This window comes from Gilliamella sp. B2785 (genome assembly GCF_026537005.1).
Classification (GTDB): Bacteria; Pseudomonadota; Gammaproteobacteria; order Enterobacterales; family Orbaceae; genus Gilliamella; species Gilliamella apicola_E.
The window spans coordinates 161,714-179,453 of record NZ_JAFNNC010000005.1 but is presented as its reverse complement, the minus strand read 5'-3'; the positions used below and the strand labels follow the sequence as shown (position 1 = coordinate 179,453).

General features: G+C 36.1%; 16 protein-coding genes, 1 pseudogene and 1 riboswitch. Of the genes and pseudogenes, 11 read left to right on the top strand and 6 right to left on the bottom strand.

Annotated features, from left to right (window positions below):
• Nucleotides 1–347: 347 nt before the first annotated feature.
• Complete coding sequence (clpB, locus tag J3U24_RS07475) at nt 348–2,918, bottom strand: ATP-dependent chaperone ClpB (RefSeq protein WP_065562591.1); 2,571 nt, start codon at nt 2,916–2,918, stop codon at nt 348–350.
• Nucleotides 2,919–3,187: 269 nt separating this feature from the next.
• A riboswitch (PreQ1 riboswitch) is annotated at nt 3,188–3,233 on the top strand.
• A gap of 2 nt (nt 3,234–3,235) precedes the next feature.
• Between clpB and queD the strand changes: the two genes are divergently transcribed.
• On the top strand, nt 3,236–3,664 hold the full coding sequence (gene queD, locus J3U24_RS07470) for a 6-carboxytetrahydropterin synthase QueD (protein WP_065733885.1): 429 nt from the start codon (nt 3,236–3,238) through the stop codon (nt 3,662–3,664).
• Nucleotides 3,661–4,275, top strand: coding sequence for a 7-carboxy-7-deazaguanine synthase QueE (locus tag J3U24_RS07465; RefSeq protein ID WP_065562593.1), 615 nt, complete (start codon nt 3,661–3,663; stop codon nt 4,273–4,275). The genes queD and J3U24_RS07465 overlap by 4 nt, the downstream gene beginning before the upstream one ends.
• 33 nt (nt 4,276–4,308) lie before the next feature.
• Here J3U24_RS07465 and pgeF read toward each other — a convergent pair whose 3' ends face one another.
• Both pgeF and rluD read right to left on the bottom strand, forming a co-directional pair.
• Nucleotides 4,309–5,061 carry a peptidoglycan editing factor PgeF gene (pgeF, locus tag J3U24_RS07460; RefSeq protein ID WP_267337386.1) on the bottom strand — a complete coding sequence of 251 codons (753 nt, stop codon included), beginning with the start codon at nt 5,059–5,061 and terminating at the stop codon, nt 4,309–4,311.
• Nucleotides 5,062–5,067: 6 nt separating this feature from the next.
• Nucleotides 5,068–6,042, bottom strand: a complete 975-nt coding sequence (gene rluD / locus J3U24_RS07455) for a 23S rRNA pseudouridine(1911/1915/1917) synthase RluD (protein WP_267337387.1) — start codon at nt 6,040–6,042, stop codon at nt 5,068–5,070.
• A 92-nt stretch (nt 6,043–6,134) separates the two neighbouring features.
• On the opposite strand from rluD, the pseudogene bamD reads away from it, so the two are divergent.
• Nucleotides 6,135–6,857, top strand: a pseudogene (gene bamD / locus J3U24_RS07450) (outer membrane protein assembly factor BamD); the annotation flags it as partial.
• A gap of 153 nt (nt 6,858–7,010) precedes the next feature.
• Here bamD and J3U24_RS07445 read toward each other — a convergent pair.
• A complete protein-coding gene (locus tag J3U24_RS07445; protein ID WP_267337388.1) occupies nt 7,011–7,628 on the bottom strand; it encodes a hypothetical protein in 618 nt (205 codons plus the stop codon).
• Between the two features lie 224 nt (nt 7,629–7,852).
• On the opposite strand from J3U24_RS07445, the gene leuS reads away from it, so the two are divergent.
• The 5 genes from leuS (at nt 7,853) to infA (ending at nt 13,060) form a co-directional block, all read left to right on the top strand.
• A complete protein-coding gene (gene leuS, locus J3U24_RS07440) occupies nt 7,853–10,435 on the top strand; it encodes a leucine--tRNA ligase (protein WP_267337389.1) in 2,583 nt (860 codons plus the stop codon).
• A 36-nt stretch (nt 10,436–10,471) separates the two neighbouring features.
• On the top strand, nt 10,472–10,966 hold the full coding sequence (gene lptE / locus J3U24_RS07435; protein ID WP_065562599.1) for an LPS assembly lipoprotein LptE: 495 nt from the start codon (nt 10,472–10,474) through the stop codon (nt 10,964–10,966).
• A 2-nt stretch (nt 10,967–10,968) separates the two neighbouring features.
• Nucleotides 10,969–11,973, top strand: a complete 1,005-nt coding sequence (holA, locus tag J3U24_RS07430) for a DNA polymerase III subunit delta (RefSeq protein WP_267337390.1) — start codon at nt 10,969–10,971, stop codon at nt 11,971–11,973.
• The gene (gene nadD, locus J3U24_RS07425; RefSeq protein WP_267337391.1) at nt 11,967–12,623 is read left to right on the top strand and encodes a nicotinate-nucleotide adenylyltransferase; all 657 of its coding nucleotides are present in this window, start codon (nt 11,967–11,969) and stop codon (nt 12,621–12,623) included. Before holA ends, nadD begins: the two co-directional genes overlap by 7 nt.
• 218 nt (nt 12,624–12,841) lie before the next feature.
• On the top strand, nt 12,842–13,060 hold the full coding sequence (gene infA / locus J3U24_RS07420) for a translation initiation factor IF-1 (protein ID WP_025315083.1): 219 nt from the start codon (nt 12,842–12,844) through the stop codon (nt 13,058–13,060).
• 121 nt (nt 13,061–13,181) lie between these two features.
• Here infA and J3U24_RS07415 read toward each other — a convergent pair whose 3' ends face one another.
• Both J3U24_RS07415 and J3U24_RS07410 read right to left on the bottom strand, forming a co-directional pair.
• A complete protein-coding gene (locus J3U24_RS07415) occupies nt 13,182–14,645 on the bottom strand; it encodes an amino acid permease (protein WP_267330679.1) in 1,464 nt (487 codons plus the stop codon).
• Nucleotides 14,646–14,822: 177 nt separating this feature from the next.
• Nucleotides 14,823–15,089: a YkgJ family cysteine cluster protein gene (locus J3U24_RS07410; protein WP_065562604.1), complete on the bottom strand. Its 267-nt coding sequence runs from the start codon at nt 15,087–15,089 to the stop codon at nt 14,823–14,825.
• 98 nt (nt 15,090–15,187) lie between these two features.
• On the opposite strand from J3U24_RS07410, the gene yeiP reads away from it, so the two are divergent.
• From yeiP to J3U24_RS07395, 3 genes are all read left to right on the top strand, one after another.
• Nucleotides 15,188–15,760, top strand: a complete 573-nt coding sequence (yeiP, locus tag J3U24_RS07405) for an elongation factor P-like protein YeiP (RefSeq protein ID WP_065562605.1) — start codon at nt 15,188–15,190, stop codon at nt 15,758–15,760.
• Nucleotides 15,761–15,774: 14 nt separating this feature from the next.
• Nucleotides 15,775–16,671 carry a tRNA 2-thiocytidine(32) synthetase TtcA gene (gene ttcA, locus J3U24_RS07400; RefSeq protein WP_267337393.1) on the top strand — a complete coding sequence of 299 codons (897 nt, stop codon included), beginning with the start codon at nt 15,775–15,777 and terminating at the stop codon, nt 16,669–16,671.
• 230 nt (nt 16,672–16,901) lie between these two features.
• On the top strand, nt 16,902–17,729 hold the full coding sequence (locus tag J3U24_RS07395; RefSeq protein ID WP_065733871.1) for an MBL fold metallo-hydrolase: 828 nt from the start codon (nt 16,902–16,904) through the stop codon (nt 17,727–17,729).
• Nucleotides 17,730–17,740: the final 11 nt, after the last annotated feature.

Below are 17,740 nucleotides of genomic sequence, written 5' to 3'. Positions count from 1 at the left end.
TGAAAGGATTAAACCCAAAATATTACCAATTTTTATAGTCAATAAGGCGGTTATTTAGGTGTTAAATTTAGGTGATAAATTTAAGACAAGAATTTTTTCTAATTAGTTGAACTGTCAATTTTAAGTTTTAAGATTTTCTACAAAAAAGTCTGACAAAAAGCTTTCAGGACTTTTATTTTCTAATTATTTCTGCAATTAACACCTCAAAAACCCCGCTCCTCAACTTTTTTTTATTTAATTGAGATGCACATGGCGGCAATTTTTGTGATAAAAAAGCCTGAAAATTTCTTTTCAGGCTTTTTGGCTTATTTATATTGTTGCCTATTCGACGCAATAAGTAAGTAACCTTATTGTTTTGCAACAATATTTCCATCATCTACGTCTAGATGAATCTTTTTACCTGGCACTAATTTACCCGATAAAATTTGTTGAGCTAGTGGGTTTTCAATCTCTTGCTGTATTGCACGTTTCAATGGTCTTGCACCATAAATTGGGTCGAAGCCAACTTTGGCAAGTTGTTCTAGTGCACTATCAGAGATATCCATTTCATATCCACGTTCTTCTAGGCGTTTTTCAACATGAGCGAGTTGTATTTTTGCAATTGCTTTAATGTTTTCTTGACCTAGTGGGTGGAATACCACTGTTTCATCAATTCGGTTAATAAATTCCGGTCTGAAATGTTGGGTTACCACTGTCATAACTAAAGCTTTCATTTCGTCATAACTTAGTTCGACGTGACCTTGAATTAGGTCTGAACCTAAGTTAGATGTCATGATAATGACTGTGTTTCTAAAATCCACAGTTCTCCCTTGTCCATCAGTTAATCGGCCATCATCAAGCACTTGTAATAAAATATTAAATACATCTGGGTGCGCTTTTTCAACTTCATCAAGTAGGATGACGGAGTATGGTCGACGTCTTACTGCTTCAGTTAAATAGCCACCTTCTTCATAACCAACATATCCAGGAGGCGCACCGATTAATCGAGCCACGGAATGTTTTTCCATGAATTCGGACATGTCAATTCGAACCATTGCATCTTCACTGTCAAACATGAAGTTAGCTAATGCTTTACAAAGTTCAGTTTTACCAACCCCTGTTGGTCCTAAAAATAGGAATGATCCAATTGGTTTGTTAGGGTCAGATAGCCCTGCTCGACTGCGACGAATCGCATTAGCAACAGCAACAACCGCTTCGTCTTGACCGATTACACGTTTGTGTAAGGCTTCTTCCATGTGAAGTAGTTTATCTTTTTCGCTTTCAAGCATTCTTGATACAGGAATACCCGTTGCTTTAGATAGCACTTCGGCAATTTCGTTATCGGTGACTTTGTTACGCAATAACTTCATGGTTTTGCCTTCTAATTGCGTTGCAGAAGCCAGTTTCTTTTCTAACTCTGGAATTTTGCCATATTGTAATTCGGACATTTTGTTCAAGTCACCCATTCGGCGAGCTTGTTCTATCTCGGTACGCGCTTTTTCCAGCTCCGCCTTGATATTTTGAGTGCCCGAAAGTGCAGCCTTCTCTGACTTCCACTCTTCTTCAAGTGATGCATAATCCTTTTCTTTTTCAGCAAGTTCATCGTTTAACATCTCTAGTCGTTTTTTACTTGCATCATCAGACTCTTTCTTGAGCGCTTGTTGTTCAAGTTTGAGTTGGATAATACGTCTTTCAAGTCGATCCAATGATTCTGGTTTTGAATCCATTTGCATACGGATGCTTGATGCTGCTTCGTCGATTAAGTCGATCGCTTTATCGGGTAACATTCGATCAGAGATGTAACGATGCGATAAAGTTGCAGCAGCAACAATGGCTGGATCAGTAATTTGTACGTGGTGATGCAGTTCATAGCGCTCTTTTAAGCCACGTAAGATTGCGATCGTGTCTTCAACTGTTGGTTCTGCTACATAGACTTTTTGGAATCGACGTTCTAATGCTGGATCTTTTTCTATGTATTGACGATATTCATCAAGTGTAGTTGCTCCTACGCAGTGTAGTTCACCTCGAGCTAATGCTGGTTTTAACATGTTTCCAGCGTCCATCGCCCCGTCACTTTTACCTGCACCAACCATGGTGTGAATTTCATCAATAAATAAAATTATGCTGCCTTCCGCTTTGGCAATATCTTTTAATACCGCTTTTAAGCGTTCTTCAAATTCACCACGATATTTAGCACCAGCAATTAATGCGCCCATATCTAATGATAATACGCGTTTGTTACGTAATCCTTCTGGTACTTCTCGGTTAACAATTCGTTGTGCAAGTCCTTCAACAATAGCGGTTTTACCAACGCCTGGTTCACCAATGAGTACTGGGTTGTTTTTAGTTCTACGTTGTAATACTTGTATTGTGCGACGAATTTCTTCATCACGACCGATTACTGGGTCAAGTTTTCCTTGTTCTGCGCGTTCAGTTAGGTCAATGGTGTATTTTTTTAATGCACCACGTTGATCTTCAGCATTAGGATCGTTCACGTTATCACTTCCTCTCACTTGGTTAACAGCTTGGCTAAATTTTTCTTTAGTAACGCCTGCTTTTTTTAAGATATCTGCTAGGCTTCCTTTTTCATCTAATGCCGCTAATATAAATAGTTCAGACGAGATGTAGCTATCGCCATTTTTTTGGGATAATTTATCGCATAAATTTAAGATTTTAATAAATTCTTGTGATGGTATAACTTCACCACCAATACCTTGAACTTGTGGTAAGCGTTCGATTGCTTGATTTAGTTCTTGTTGTAATGTCGCAACATTTGCGCCTGAAGCAGCGAGTAATGGATTTATACTGCTTCCTTCTTGGTTTAACATGGCTGATAGCACATGTATAGGCTCTATGTATTGATTGTCTTTACCTAATGCCATTGATTGAGCATCAGCTAAAGCTTGTTGAAACTTGTTTGTGAGTTTATCTAACCTCATATTATTTATCTCCTAAGCAATAGATTTGGTTTAAATGTTTAAAACATTCAATCCATTTGCATATTCACTAAATAAGTGTGGAAGAATAAATTTCAAGAGCTGATTAACAATATTTTTGACGATTTTTTGAAACAAAGCTGTATATATATTACTCGTTTCTTTGCGAAAGATAAAGTAGCTTGAAAAATCATCGATTAATCAATTAGGTTGAGAAAATTTGGGTGACACATGGGTTTTTATCCTTTATATTAGCCTCGCTTTTAAGTTAGCCAACCGTGGTTCGTGATCCATCCCACGTAAAAAAACTAGGAAATTATATGTTTAAAATTGCTAAAGAGTTTCAATTCGATGCTTGTCATATGCTTGATGGGCATAATGGAAAATGTCATAACCTTCATGGTCATACCTACCGTTTGTTAGTCGAGATCAGCGATGATCTTATTTCCAGTGGATCCAGCGCTGATATGGTAATGGATTATGCAGATCTTAAGTTGATTGTAAAACAGCAGATTGTTGATCAATTGGATCATGCTTATCTTTATCATCAAGATAATGCTAATGAACGCCAAATAGCTATGCTTTTAGAACAAATGGAGCGTAAAGTTTTTGCTTTTCCTTGCCGTACTACGGCGGAAGGAATGAGCCAATTTATTTTCGAACGTTTGTCTCAGTTTTTGCCGGTGTCGATGATTAAGCTTTGGGAGACCCCCTCTTCTTATTGTGAGTATCATCGGAGCGAAAAATGATTGAGTATCGCATTGTTGAAATCTTCGAATCTTTACAGGGCGAAGGTTATAATACGGGTATGCCTGCTATTTTTATTCGGTTTGCTGGTTGTAATTTGAATTGTAGTTGGTGCGATACTAATTTTCGTCATTTTAAGCGCTTTTCGTTAGAGCAATTACTGGCGATGGTCGGGCAATATAAGAGTTCTAATATTATTATCACCGGTGGTGAGCCTACTATGGTTAGAGATTTACCAATATTGTTGTCCCATTTGAAGCAGGCTGGTTATTATATTGCTATTGAGAGTAATGGGCTGGGTAAGGTTGATCCATTAATTGACTATGTTGCTCTGAGTCCTAAATTTTGTTATCAAAGTCGTTACCAAAACATTCTGCAATCAACTGCCAATGAAGTTCGAATCGTCGCTGAAAAACAAGCGGGCTTTATCGATTTTTGTCACTTCATTGAACAGCATATTGAAGCTAAGCGTTATTATTTGTCTCCTTGCGAGATAAATGGTGAGATGAATATGTTTGATACCATTGAGTTGTTAGGTCAGATTAACCATAATCGTATCGATAATAAATGGCTGTTAAGTTTACAGACTCATAAGTTTGCTGATATTGAGTAGTTTTTTATTAACTGCCATTAAACTAGTGGTTTATCACTTTTCTTCAAACCATATCATTGTCGCCATTCTTCCCGTTTTGTTTTCTCTTCGATAGGAGTAAAACAGATCGCGCTCAGTATACGTGCAATAATTACCACCATAAATTTGAGTAATTCCGATCGCGTTTAATCGCTGTTTAGCTATCATGTAAAGGTCGGCCAGATATTTTTTGCCTTCGATAAATTTGAATGCATGGTGAGCATTTTTGTCATACTCTTCAAATTGTTCTTTAACTTCAATACCTACTTCAAATTTTTGTGCACTGATTGCTGGTCCTAGCCAGACGAGAATTTCATTGGTGTTGCATTGAAATTTTTTTGCGGTTTCTTCTAAAATACCATGGCATAGTCCTCGCCAACCCGCATGAGCAGCAGCAACTTGATCGCCTTTAACTGAGCAAAATAGTACCGGCATACAATCAGCAGTTAAAACTACACTGACTTGATTAGCTTGCTTAGTGTAGGAGCCATCAGCTTCAAATCGTGTCGCATTGATTGCTGGTTTTACTTTTGTGATATCTAGGACAGTTGTACTGTGTGTTTGATTTAACCAATAAGGTTCACTCGGTACTTTTTCAGCTTGTATTAAGCGATTTCTATTTTCTACGATGTTATTTAAGTCATCCCCTGTTCGACTGCCTAAATTTAAGCTGTCAAAAGGGGGAAGGCTTACCCCTCCAATACGAGTGGAGGTGAAAGCGCGAACATTACTCGGTGCAGGCCAATAAGGATATATTGATTTAATCATTTTTATTTACCAATCAAGTTCATCTTTATGAAGTTCTGTATCTTCTTGTAACGCATGAATTAGTGTTAACATATCATCCGGTATTGGCGCATGCCATTCCATAAGTTCACCTGTAATTGGATGATATAAACGTAGCATTGTTGCATGTAAAGCTTGACGATCAAATTCGCGTAGCGTTTGGATAAAGGATTCACTCGCGCCTTTTGGTGGTCTTGGTCGTCCACCATATAGTGGATCACCAACGAGTGGGTGCGCGATATGAGCCATATGTACACGAATTTGGTGAGTTCGGCCAGTTTCTAGCCTTAGCCGTAGTCGAGTATGAAGTCGATATTTTTCCATGACTCGATAATGGGTTACCGCTGGCTTTCCTGTCGGGAATACGGCCATATGCGTTCGTTTAGTAGGATGGCGAGTGATCGGTTGATCGATTGTGCCACCTGCTGTAATGATTCCCATCGCTACCGCTTCATATTCACGTGTGATTTCACGATGTTGTAGCGATTCAACTAGGTGGGTTTGTGCCTCGATGGTTTTAGCAACGACCATTAGCCCAGTTGTGTCTTTATCTAAGCGATGAACGATACCCGCTCTTGGTACTCTTGAAATATCAGGATAGTGATAAAGCAATGCGTTTAGCACTGTACCATTTGGGTTACCTGCGCCGGGGTGTACAACAAGATCTCGAGGTTTGTTGATAACCAAGATATCATCATCTTCATAAACAATATTGAGTTCGATATTTTCAGGTTGGTGATATGTTTCTTCTTCGATTTCAACGTCTATAGTAATTTTTTCTCCACCGAGAACTTTTTCTTTGGGTTTATTTACAATATTATTATTAACTAACACGTGATTATTGACGATCCATTCTTTAATTCTAGATCTTGAGTAATCAGGGAAAAGCTCCGATAAAGCTTGATCCAGACGCATTCCAAGTTGTGTTGGTTCTATTTCTGATGAAAGTTTTAACTTGTGCATGTGTAATTTATCTATTTTAAGCTGTTATGATTTAGAGTATTATATACTAATCATTGCCTTTAATGTTTAATTATATTTTGGATTAAAACTGAATGAAACTTCGTTTAAATACTTTGTTAGCCATCGCTTTAAGTAGCGCGCTAATTGGTTGTACGAGTACAAAGCCTGATGTTGAAAATGTATCAGAAATTGAGTTACACAATAAAGCCAAAACTGAGCTTGAAGGTGGGAATTTAAAATCGAGTATTACTGTTTTAGAAACGATTGATAAAAATTATCCTTTTGGACCTTATTCACAACAAGTCCAACTCGATTTGATTTATGCTTATTATAAAAATGCGGATTATCCTATGGCCATTGCGTCAATTGACCGCTTTTTAAAATTAAATCCAACCCATCCGAATATCGATTGGGTGATTTATATGCGCGGTATTAACAATATGGCGCAAAATGATAATACTATTCAGGGTTGGTTTAATGTTGATCGTTCAGATCGTGATCCTGAATTTGCGATGGCAGCATTTAAAGATTTTACTTATTTGGTTTCTAGTTTTCCAACGAGCAGTTATGCCGCTGATGCAAAAAAACGTTTAGTATATTTAAAGAACCGTATCGCTCGCTATGAGTTAAAAGTGGCTCAATATTATACTAACCGTGGCGCTTATGTTGCCGTGGTAAATCGAGTCATTCAAATGTTAGCGTTATTTCCAGATACTGATTCAACAAAAACAGCATTATCGTTATTGAGTAATGCATATAATGAATTAGGTTTGACTGACGAAAGCCAAAAAGTCGATAAACTTATACAAGCTAATCTTGAAAATATGCCAGTTGAAGAGAAAAAATCTTACTTTTCTCGCTTCTTAAGTGTATTTAATGGTGGTTAATTTAGTTCAGATCTAAAAAAAATGGCTATTTAAATAGCCATTTTTTTTATCAGTAATTTATAAACAATAAATGCCCATGAGTTACTTTCTAACATATAAATAACGGTATTCTCCATGATCATAATTTTTATTTGTTAATGCTTTTGTTAGTTCTTGGGTAAGTTTAGTTGATAACGTTGTATCCGATGAGGATAATGTAAAATCTGGCTTTATAATTTGTTCATCGACATATTGTATAAATTGAAGAAATTGATCAATATCTTTTTTGGACAAATAGATAGTTTTTGCCACCATCATATTAATAAGCTTATTGTCAAACTCCAAAATAATCGTGTGATATAGCACTACGGTACTTTTAAACATCATTACTGTTTGTAATGCTGACCATTGAAACGTTTGATTCAATTTTTTATGGTCATCAATATTAATCGAATATGAATTGACATTAATCGTCATTTTTTTACGGAACAAGCGAGCAATACATATAGCAAACAGAAAGACAGAAAATAATTCCGGAACAAGGAGTCCAACAATAAAAATGATTTCAAAGTATTGGTTGGGAATCATCTCACTAAAGAATAATGCAAATAAATACAAGAGACAACCAAAGACTAAAACACCAAAGCAAAAAATGAGTATCATTAAACTTATAAATGAGCGCCGAGTAAAACAACGAAATTCAAATGTACGATTTTCCATAAACTATTCCTGATATTTTTTTAGAAATATATCTTAAGTTTTTTAAATATATTGAGAAGCAAAGATTTATTTTTTTATTTATAACTTTATTGATTTTAATTCATATAAATATTGGTATCAAATCATCCTCCTTGTTTCATATATCGTTTGTAAAACGTGCCAATAACCAATACAATTAGCAAATTATTTTTTATTAGCAATAATAGATAGGACATTAATTCGTCATGCAAGAACAATATCGCCCAGATGAAATTGAAGCCAAAGTACAAAAACATTGGCAAGAAGAGAAAACTTTCCACGTTACTGAAGATCCATCTAAAGAGAAGTATTACTGTTTGTCAATGCTTCCTTATCCTTCAGGTCGTTTGCATCTTGGTCATGTCCGTAATTATACAATCGGTGATACGATCTCACGTTATCAACGCTTAAACGGCAAGAATGTTTTACAGCCAATCGGTTGGGATGCATTTGGTTTGCCAGCAGAAGGCGCAGCCGTTAAAAATAATACTGCACCAGCTAAATGGACTTATGAAAATATTGCTTATATGAAGAAGCAGTTGCAATTACTTGGTTTTGGTTATGATTGGGACCGTGAGGTTACTACTTGTCGTCCTGAGTATTACAAATGGGAGCAATGGTTTTTTACTAAATTATTTGAGAAAGGTTTAGTTTATAAAAAGACTTCAGCTGTTAACTGGTGCCCTAACGATCAAACTGTTCTAGCTAATGAGCAAGTAGTTGAAGGTTGTTGTTGGCGTTGTAATACTCCGGTTGAGCGTAAAGAGATTCCACAATGGTTTATTAAAATCACTGATTATGCCGATGAGTTATTGAATGATTTAGATACTCTTGAGAGTTGGCCAGAACAAGTTAAGACCATGCAACGTAACTGGATTGGTCGTTCTGAAGGGGTGGAATTTGACTTTGCCGTTGAAAATTATAACGATAAGTTACGCGTTTATACTACTCGCCCTGATACGTTAATGGGTGTGAGTTTTGTATCTGTGGCGGCTGAGCATCCTCTTGCTCAATTAGCTGCGCAAAACAATCCTAAAATTGCTGAGTTTATTGCTGAATGTAAAACCACGAAAACCGCTGAAGCTGATATGGCTACAATGGAAAAGAAAGGTATGGCGACTGGATTTTTTGCCATCCATCCATTAACCGGTAATAAGGTTCCAGTTTGGATCGCTAATTTTGTGTTAATTGAATATGGTACTGGTGCTGTGATGGCTGTACCGGGTCACGATGAACGCGATTATGAATTTGCATCAAAATATAATTTACCAATTAAAGCAGTTATCTTGAATCAAGATGGGCAAGCTCCTGACCTTTCTGAGCAAGCTTATACTGAGCACGGTAAATTATTTAATTCAGGTGAGTTTGATGGTCTTGATTTTGATCAAGCTTTCAATGCTATCGCCGATAAACTTATTGCGTTAGGTATTGGTAACCGTAAAGTGAATTACCGTTTACGCGATTGGGGTGTTTCTCGCCAACGTTATTGGGGAGCGCCGATTCCAATGGTGACGCTTGAAGATGGCACAACGATCCCAACACCTGAAGATCAACTTCCCGTCATTTTACCTGAAAATGTTGAAATGAATGGGATAACCAGTCCTATTAAAGCCGATCCCGAGTGGGCAAAAACAACCGTTAATGGTCAACCAGCCCTTCGAGAAACAGATACTTTCGATACCTTTATGGAGTCATCTTGGTATTATGCTCGCTATACTTGCCCACATTATGACAAAGGTATGTTAGATGAAAACGCAGCTAATTATTGGTTACCTGTTGATCAGTATGTTGGTGGTATCGAACATGCGATTATGCATTTACTTTATTTCCGATTCTTCCATAAATTGATGCGTGATTTCGGTTTGGTTAAATCAGATGAGCCTGCTAAACGTTTACTTTGCCAAGGTATGGTTTTAGCTGATGCTTTTTATTATACCAGCCCAACTAACGAGCGTATTTGGGTTTCACCAACCGAGGTGACCATTGAACGTGATGATAAAGGCCGTATTGCTAAAGCAATAGATAGTAAAGGCAATGAACTTGTTCATGCTGGTATGACTAAGATGTCAAAATCGAAAAACAACGGTATTGATCCACAAGAGATGGTAGAAAAATACGGAGCTGATACTGTTCGTTTATTTATGATGTTCGCATCCCCAGCTGATATGACGCTTGAATGGCAAGAATCCGGTGTTGAGGGCGCTAATCGATTTATTAAACGTGTTTGGCGTTTAGTTTTCGAGCATTCTCAACTTGGTAAAACTGCTGCGCTCGATATCGCTAAATTGAATGCTGATCAGAAAGCTTTACGTCGTGAATTACATAAAACAATTGCTAAAGTGAGTGATGATATTGGTCGTCGTCAAACTTTCAATACAGCTATTGCTGCGGTGATGGAGTTTATGAATCGCTTACAAAAAGCACCACAAGACACTGATCAAGATCGCGCATTGATGGATGAGTCTTTAAATGCAGTAGTTCGATTACTTTATCCTATGATGCCACACGCTTGTTTTGTTATGTGGCAAGCATTAGGTCATAGTGAAACAATTGATAATGCTTCATGGCCAGTTGCTGATGAGTCAGCTATGGTTGAAGACGAAAAATTAATTGTTGTGCAAATCAATGGTAAAGTGCGTGGTAAATTCACTGTACCTGCTGATGCTCAGCAAGATTATGTTGTAGAGCAAGCTAAACAAGAGCCAAATATTGAAAAATACTTAGCTGATGCCACAATTCGCAAAGTGATTTATGTACCAGGTAAATTATTGAATCTGGTTGTAAGTTAATATTGTTGGATAACTTGGATATAGGTGGTAATACCAATGAAAAAATATTTAGCTTTACTGATGTTATTGGCGATATCGCTAACGGGATGTGGATTTCATTTGCAGTATGAAACTGAAGTCCCTGCTCGATTTAAAACGCTTTCATATGTTAGTGGTGATCCTTATGGTCGTTTATCGAGAAATATTAAAGAGTTGCTACGCGATAATAAAGTAACTTTGGCTAATATTAATGATCCAGCCAATTACCCATCACTCAGAATAGTGGGTGATTCATTGAGTAAAAGCACCATATCCATTTATCAAGATGGTAAAGCAGCAGAATATCAATTAGTACTAACGATTCAAGCTCAAGTAGTAATTGCGGGTGAACAAATTCATCCAATTAATGTTCGTGTTTTCCGTACGTTCTTTGATAATCCAGCCGCAGCTCTTGCGAAAACAGTCGAGCAAAATCTAATTGAAGACGAAATGTATAAGCAGGCTGCAAAACAGATCATCCGTAAATTAAAATCGGTTGATACACCTAATTAACGATGAAAAAAATTAGTGCAGAAAAAATCATCCATCAGTTAGGATCACCCTATTATTTGATTTTAGGTAGTGATCCTTACTTGCAACATTATGCGCAAACTGAGTTACGTAAAGCTTTTAAACAAGCTGGATATGACGAGCAACTTTCTTTCACGATAAACGCTCAAACTGATTGGCCGGCAATGTATGACAGTTGTCAGGCAATGAATTTGTTTTCTAATAAAACCTTGCTCTGTTTAGAAATTGGTGAAGGTGTGCTTAATGTTTCAGTTGCTACAAAATTAAATACGTTATGTGAAATGTTAACCCCTGATATCGGGTTGATAATCAGCTTAGTTAAGATTACCAAGACTCAAGAAAATTCAGCATGGTATAAGGCCTTGTCTGATAATTTAGTGGTTGTGAATTGTTCAACGCCAGAAGTAGCACAATTACCATCATGGATAAAAACCTATTTGCAACAAATGCAAATGACAATTGAGCAACCTGGAATTGAATTGCTTAGTTATTATTATGAAGGTAATTTGTTGGCTTTAACGCAAATTATTGAGCAATTAAAATTACTTTACCCTAATCAGACTATTAATTATGAGCAAGTAGAATCAAATATTAATGATTCAGCAATATTCTCGCCTTATCATTGGGTTGATGCAATGGTTTACAATAAATCTAAGCGGGCAATGCATGTGTTACACCAGCTTAAAATGAATGATTTCGAGCCATTGATATTATTGCGTATTATTCAACGTGAGTTGATTTTGTTGATCAATTTAAAATTGGCTTTAGCAGAAAAATCCCCGCGCCAAGTTTTTGACGAATATCGAATCTGGCAAAATAAAAGAAAGATGTATAGTGCTTATTTAAGTCGATTCGATATCAAGCATCTATTTGCTCTATTGGCCACTTTAACTGAAATCGAGATTAGCTTAAAACATAATAATGATTTACCTATTTGGGATGCTCTGTTGAATTTAACTATGCAGTTTATGGGATTAGATAATTGTTAACAGCACTCTTTGGTGGCACCTTTGATCCAATCCATTATGGGCATTTGCGCCCTGCTCTAGCCTTAGCCAAAGAGGTTGGATTGAATAATATTAATTTATTGCCAAATCGAATCCCTGCTCATAAACCACAGCCAGAAGCCACAACAGAACAACGTTTAGCTATGTTAAAATTAGCTATATCTGATTATTCGCTTTTTTCCATCGATACACGAGAATTAGAACCACAGCTAATCAATCAACCCTCTTTTACTGTTGATACGCTTAAAGCATGGCGTGAACAAAATGGTACCCTATCAGGCTTGGCTTTTATTATAGGGCAAGACTCTTTGCTTAATTTACCCACTTGGAAAGAGTGGCAAAAGTTGCTCGATTATTGTCATTTGCTTATTTGTAAAAGGCCAGGTTATCCCCAAACCACCGATGATAGCAATTTGCAAGCATGGATTAATCAACATCAAACAAAAGATAGCCAAGCGTTACATCATTATCCAAATGGTTATATCTATTTTGCTAATACACCACTTGAATCGATTTCAGCGACAGAAATAAGGCTAAATATCGATAATCAACAATGCTGTGAAAAGTTGTTACCGAGCAAAGTTTGGCACTACATACATGAACATGGAATTTATAATTCAAAGAAATGTTAGAAATGACTTTACATCTGTGAGTTTTTTCGGCATTATTTTGCCGCTATATTTAGATAATCTGATTATAGCTGTTCTGTGTCTATACTCATATTCAATGAATTTGCACACACCAAAAATTGGTGTTTTAGTTGATAAATTCGCTTTTCTAATTAAACATAAAGAAAATCGGAATATTGATTTGAGTATATTTAATTTGTATTTAATTTTAAGAGGCCCCAATGGCAAAAGAAGATAACATTGAAATGCAAGGTACTATTCTTGATACTCTTCCGAATACGATGTTCCGAGTTGAACTTGAAAACGGTCATGTTGTTACTGCACATATTTCTGGAAAGATGAGAAAGAACTATATTCGTATTCTTACTGGCGATAAAGTAACTGTTGAAATGACACCTTACGATCTTTCAAAAGCACGTATCATATTCCGTAGTCGCTAATATCGTTATCGCACTTGTTGTTTTTGTATTATTAACCAGTTTATTGGTTATTTTCTCTTTCTTAATACAATTCCGTCGACAGATGTCGACGGAAGTGCAATCTAATCTAGATGTGAATTGATTAGTCCATTTGAGAAAAATCCATCTGATCGTATTTTATCCATTTTGTCTTTTTAACAATCTTATAACCAAAATAAATTGAAAGAAATAATGGGATACCTATATAAGTTGCAATAACGCCATTCCAATCAATGGTATCTTGTAAAAATGCTTCATAATTTTGACCGAGTGTAATAATCAAACAAAGCACAAAAGCAAAAATAGGACCAAATGGGAAACAACTTGATCGGTAAGGTAATTTATTGAGATCTCGTCCTTGTGTGAGGTAACCTATTCTAAAACGATAGTGGCTAATTGCAATACCAAGCCATGCAATAAATCCTGTCATACCTGACATATTTAGTAGCCATAAATAGACCTCTTGATCTTTGTATAATGACGTTAAGAAACAGAGCATAGCCACTAATGTAGTTGCGAATAACGCCATATCAGGCACGCCTGTTGAAGATAATCGACTGAAAATCTTAGGCGCTTTACCTTCTTTTGCTAATGCATATAACATACGTGTTGAAGCATATAAGCCAGAGTTACCAGCAGAAAGAACCGATGTTAAAATTACCGCATTCATGATAGCTGCTGCGGATAATAATCCTGCATGTTGGAAAACTAAGGTAAATGGACTAACGCTGATATCTGTTTCATCATTACGAAGTAAGTTAGGATCAGTGTATGGAATAATTAAACTAATTACTAAGATGGCAAAGATATAAAATAGCAGTATTCGCCAAAAAACTTGTTTCATTGCTTTTGGTATATTTTTTTCTGGATCTTTAGATTCTCCCGCCGCAATACCAATTAGCTCAGTACCTTGGAATGAGAATCCAACAACCATCGCCACACCGATCATTGATGAGAATCCGCCGACAAATGGTGCACCCTCTATTTTCCAATTTTGCCAACCAGCATTTTCAGCACCTTTTAAAATGCCAATTATCATCAATAAGCCAACAACAATAAATAAAATAACAGTAACCACTTTGATTAATGAAAACCAAAATTCTGCTTCACCAAACCCTTTTACAGAAATGTAGTTTAAGCCGAAAATAATGCTTAGGAACAATAAACTCCATAACCAACTATAGGCACCAGCATCAAACCAATAGGAAATAACTAATTGTGCCGCAACTAAGTCAACAGCAACAGTAATTGCCCAGTTATACCAATAGTTCCAACCAATGGCAAAACCAAATGCTTCATCTACATAACGTGCTCCATAAGTTGCAAAGGTTCCCGAAACGGGAAGATAAGCAGCTAGCTCTCCAAGGCTAGTCATTAAAAAATAAACCATTATGCCGATAATAGCATAAGATACTAATGCGCCTCCTGGACCTGCTTGTGCAACTGTTGCACCAGAAGCGACAAATAGCCCAGTACCAATTGAACCACCAATAGCGATCATTGCTAAATGGCGAGCTTTCAAATCACGCTTTAATTTTTTCGTCATATCAATTTTCTTCTTGTTAATTAAACTTACTAATTATTTTAACTACACTTAATATGATGTAGCTTAGTAACTGATTTAAGCTAATTTATTTAAATATTTATCATTAGCTAATTAAAGTGCGTGAAGTGTATCAAAAAAATTTATGTGCGAGATAAATAATTCTAATAATACAGCCGATATGTTAAATATTAGCAATACTTAGTTGCTAGTAAGCTGTTCTAATTGAGTTAAATAATCTAATGCCTGGTTACGATTTGTTCCACACATTTCATAACATGGTCTTAGGTGACTACAAACTTGGGGTCTGGTTGATTGGCCAAATAATTTGCATAATAAATTTTCATCCAAATGGATACATGCAACACCTGCTGGTTTTCCCTTAGGCATACCAGGCATAGCAGATGAGATCGACGGTGCAATACAACATGCCCCACAGTTTCTTCGACATTGGAATGATTCAGTCATGAGATTAGATTGTTTTATAAATTTTATTGGTGACAATAGCAAGTTAAGGGTAAAATAGCGAGCTAATTTTTAACTCTATTTAATATGAAGAATCTATTATGGCTAAAGCTAATGAAATTAAACGTGGTGATGCTGTCACCTATAACGGTAAGTTGTTACTTGTAAAAGAAATTGATGTACAAAGCCCTAGTGCTCGTGGTGCAAGTACACTTTATAAAATGCGTTTTACCGATGTTAAATCTGGAGGTAAAGTTGAAGAACGTTTTAAGGGTGATGATGTTTTAGACACTATCGAACTATTTCGACGTCCTGTAAGCTTTTCTTATATTGATGGGGATGAATATGTATTCATGGATAATGAAGACTATACTCCGTTTATTTTTAAGAAAGATCAAATTGAAGAAGAACTTCTTTTTATCCCAGAAGGCGGTATGGATGGAATTCAAGTTTTGATGGCTGAAAATGAAGTTGTCGCTCTAGAATTACCACAAACAGTTGAACTTGAAATTATTGAAACCTCGCCAAGTATAAAAGGTGCTTCGGCAAGCGCACGTACTAAACCTGCAACATTGTCTACTGGCCTTGTTATTCAAGTACCTGAATATATTGATAACCACGAAAAAGTTAAAATTCATATTGCTGAACGCCGATATATGAGCCGAGCGGAATAATCTATTAAATCGTGATGAATACATACAATCAAAATAAATTACATAAACGATTGCGTCGCCTAACAGGCGAAGCAATCGCTGATTTCAATATGATTGAAGAAGGCGATCGTATAATGGTCTGTCTATCTGGCGGTAAAGATAGTTATACATTGCTAGACATTTTAATTAATTTAAAAATCAGTGCACCAGTGCAATTTGAATTAGTTGCAGTCAATTTAGATCAAAAGCAGCCAGGATTTCCTGAACATGTTTTACCTGAGTACCTCGAATCTTTAGGTATTGAGTATAAAATTGTTCAAGAAAATACCTATGGTATTGTTAAAGAAAAGATCCCTGAAGGCAAGACCACGTGTTCACTCTGCTCTAGGCTTCGACGAGGTATTTTATATCGCACAGCAACTGAGCTCGGTGCGACAAAAATTGCGCTTGGGCATCATCGTGATGATATTTTAGAAACATTATTTTTAAATATGTTTTATGGCGGAAAACTTAAAGCGATGCCTCCAAAATTAATGAATGATTCAGGTGAACATATTATTATTCGACCGCTTGCGTACTGCAAAGAAAAGGATATTGCAAAATATGCTGAAATTAAGCAATTCCCTATCATTCCATGTAATCTTTGTGGTTCACAACCTAATTTACAACGTCAAGTGATCAAAGAGATGTTAAATGATTGGGATAAGAAGTTTCCTGGTCGTATAGAAACTATGTTCAGAGCCACGCAGAATATTACCCTTTCTCATTTATGTGATACCAATTTATATGATTTCAAAGGTATTAAGAAAGGTGATATTGATGTTAATGGTGGTGATTTGGCATTTGATCATGAAGAGTTACCAGCTATGATCGGATTTGATACATCGGAACTAGATGATAAAAATCTGATTCTTTGGAAAGAGGCCAACTAAAAAAACCCTTCAATTTAATTTCTTTTTTTATCGGCGATAATCTATATCGTCGATAATCCTTTCTGATATTAAAACAATAATCGATTGTATATAAACTTTGATCTAGCTCACGAATTGACAAAAAAAAATCCATTTTTATTGTGGTTCTAATGACATTAAAATAAAATTGAAACGTTCCAATTTTCATAAAATAACGATGTATGAAAAATAAATAAACATAGGAGAACAATGTGAAAATACATTTTTTGGGTACTGCTGCATCAGAAGGTATCCCAAATCCTTTTTGTAAATGTCAGATTTGTGAAAAATCTCGCATTCAAAAAGGTAAAAATATAAGAACTCGAAGTTCGATTCTTATTGATGATATTGTGCAAATCGATTTTGCTCCGGAATATAGCTATCAAGCAATGAGAGAAAACATTGATGTTACTAAAATAAAGGACTTATTATTTACTCATACTCATCCTGACCATTTTAATGTGGGCGATCTATTTAGCCGTATGGTGGATTATGGTTTTAATATCGACCACCCTCTTTACGTTTATGGAAATGATATTGCCATAAATGGTTGTTTGAATGTAGTACCTGGTTATAGTCCTGAACGTTTTGTATTTAATTTATTAGTTCCATTTCAAACTGTTGTAACCTCAGCTGGTTATACCGTTACAGCTTTGTTAGCTAATCATGCTAAATGGGAATTTTGCTTTATTTACTTGATTGAGAAAGATGGAAAAACGTTTCTACACGGACATGACTCTGGCTATTTTCCTGAACTCACATGGCAATGGCTAAAAGATAGTGGCAAAAAAATTGATATGGCTATTTTTGAGTGTACTTATGGATATAAACAAAATGATAAGACCAATAATCATATGAGTATTGAAACTGTTATCGCTACTCAAAAGCGCATGTTGGATGATGGTATTTTTAGCTCAAGCACTCAACTTATCACGTCTCACCACTCTCATAGCAGTGGTTTTATGCATGATGAATTAGTTGAAATATTCAAACCTTACAATATTGAAGTAGCCTATGATGGCTTGACGAAGACGATTTAATACGGAGCTTT

Bases quoted from the DNA above. Each gene is read 5' to 3' on its own strand.
- clpB (WP_065562591.1), bottom strand. From the start codon at position 2,918: ATGAGGTTAGATAAACTCACAAACAAGTTTCAACAAGCTTTAGCTGAT.
- queD (WP_065733885.1), top strand. From the start codon at position 3,236: ATGTTTAAAATTGCTAAAGAGTTTCAATTCGATGCTTGTCATATGCTT.
- J3U24_RS07465 (WP_065562593.1), top strand. From the start codon at position 3,661: ATGATTGAGTATCGCATTGTTGAAATCTTCGAATCTTTACAGGGCGAA.
- pgeF (WP_267337386.1), bottom strand. From the start codon at position 5,061: ATGATTAAATCAATATATCCTTATTGGCCTGCACCGAGTAATGTTCGC.
- rluD (WP_267337387.1), bottom strand. From the start codon at position 6,042: ATGCACAAGTTAAAACTTTCATCAGAAATAGAACCAACACAACTTGGA.
- J3U24_RS07445 (WP_267337388.1), bottom strand. From the start codon at position 7,628: ATGGAAAATCGTACATTTGAATTTCGTTGTTTTACTCGGCGCTCATTT.
- leuS (WP_267337389.1), top strand. From the start codon at position 7,853: ATGCAAGAACAATATCGCCCAGATGAAATTGAAGCCAAAGTACAAAAA.
- lptE (WP_065562599.1), top strand. From the start codon at position 10,472: ATGAAAAAATATTTAGCTTTACTGATGTTATTGGCGATATCGCTAACG.
- holA (WP_267337390.1), top strand. From the start codon at position 10,969: ATGAAAAAAATTAGTGCAGAAAAAATCATCCATCAGTTAGGATCACCC.
- infA (WP_025315083.1), top strand. From the start codon at position 12,842: ATGGCAAAAGAAGATAACATTGAAATGCAAGGTACTATTCTTGATACT.
- J3U24_RS07410 (WP_065562604.1), bottom strand. From the start codon at position 15,089: ATGACTGAATCATTCCAATGTCGAAGAAACTGTGGGGCATGTTGTATT.
- yeiP (WP_065562605.1), top strand. From the start codon at position 15,188: ATGGCTAAAGCTAATGAAATTAAACGTGGTGATGCTGTCACCTATAAC.
- ttcA (WP_267337393.1), top strand. From the start codon at position 15,775: ATGAATACATACAATCAAAATAAATTACATAAACGATTGCGTCGCCTA.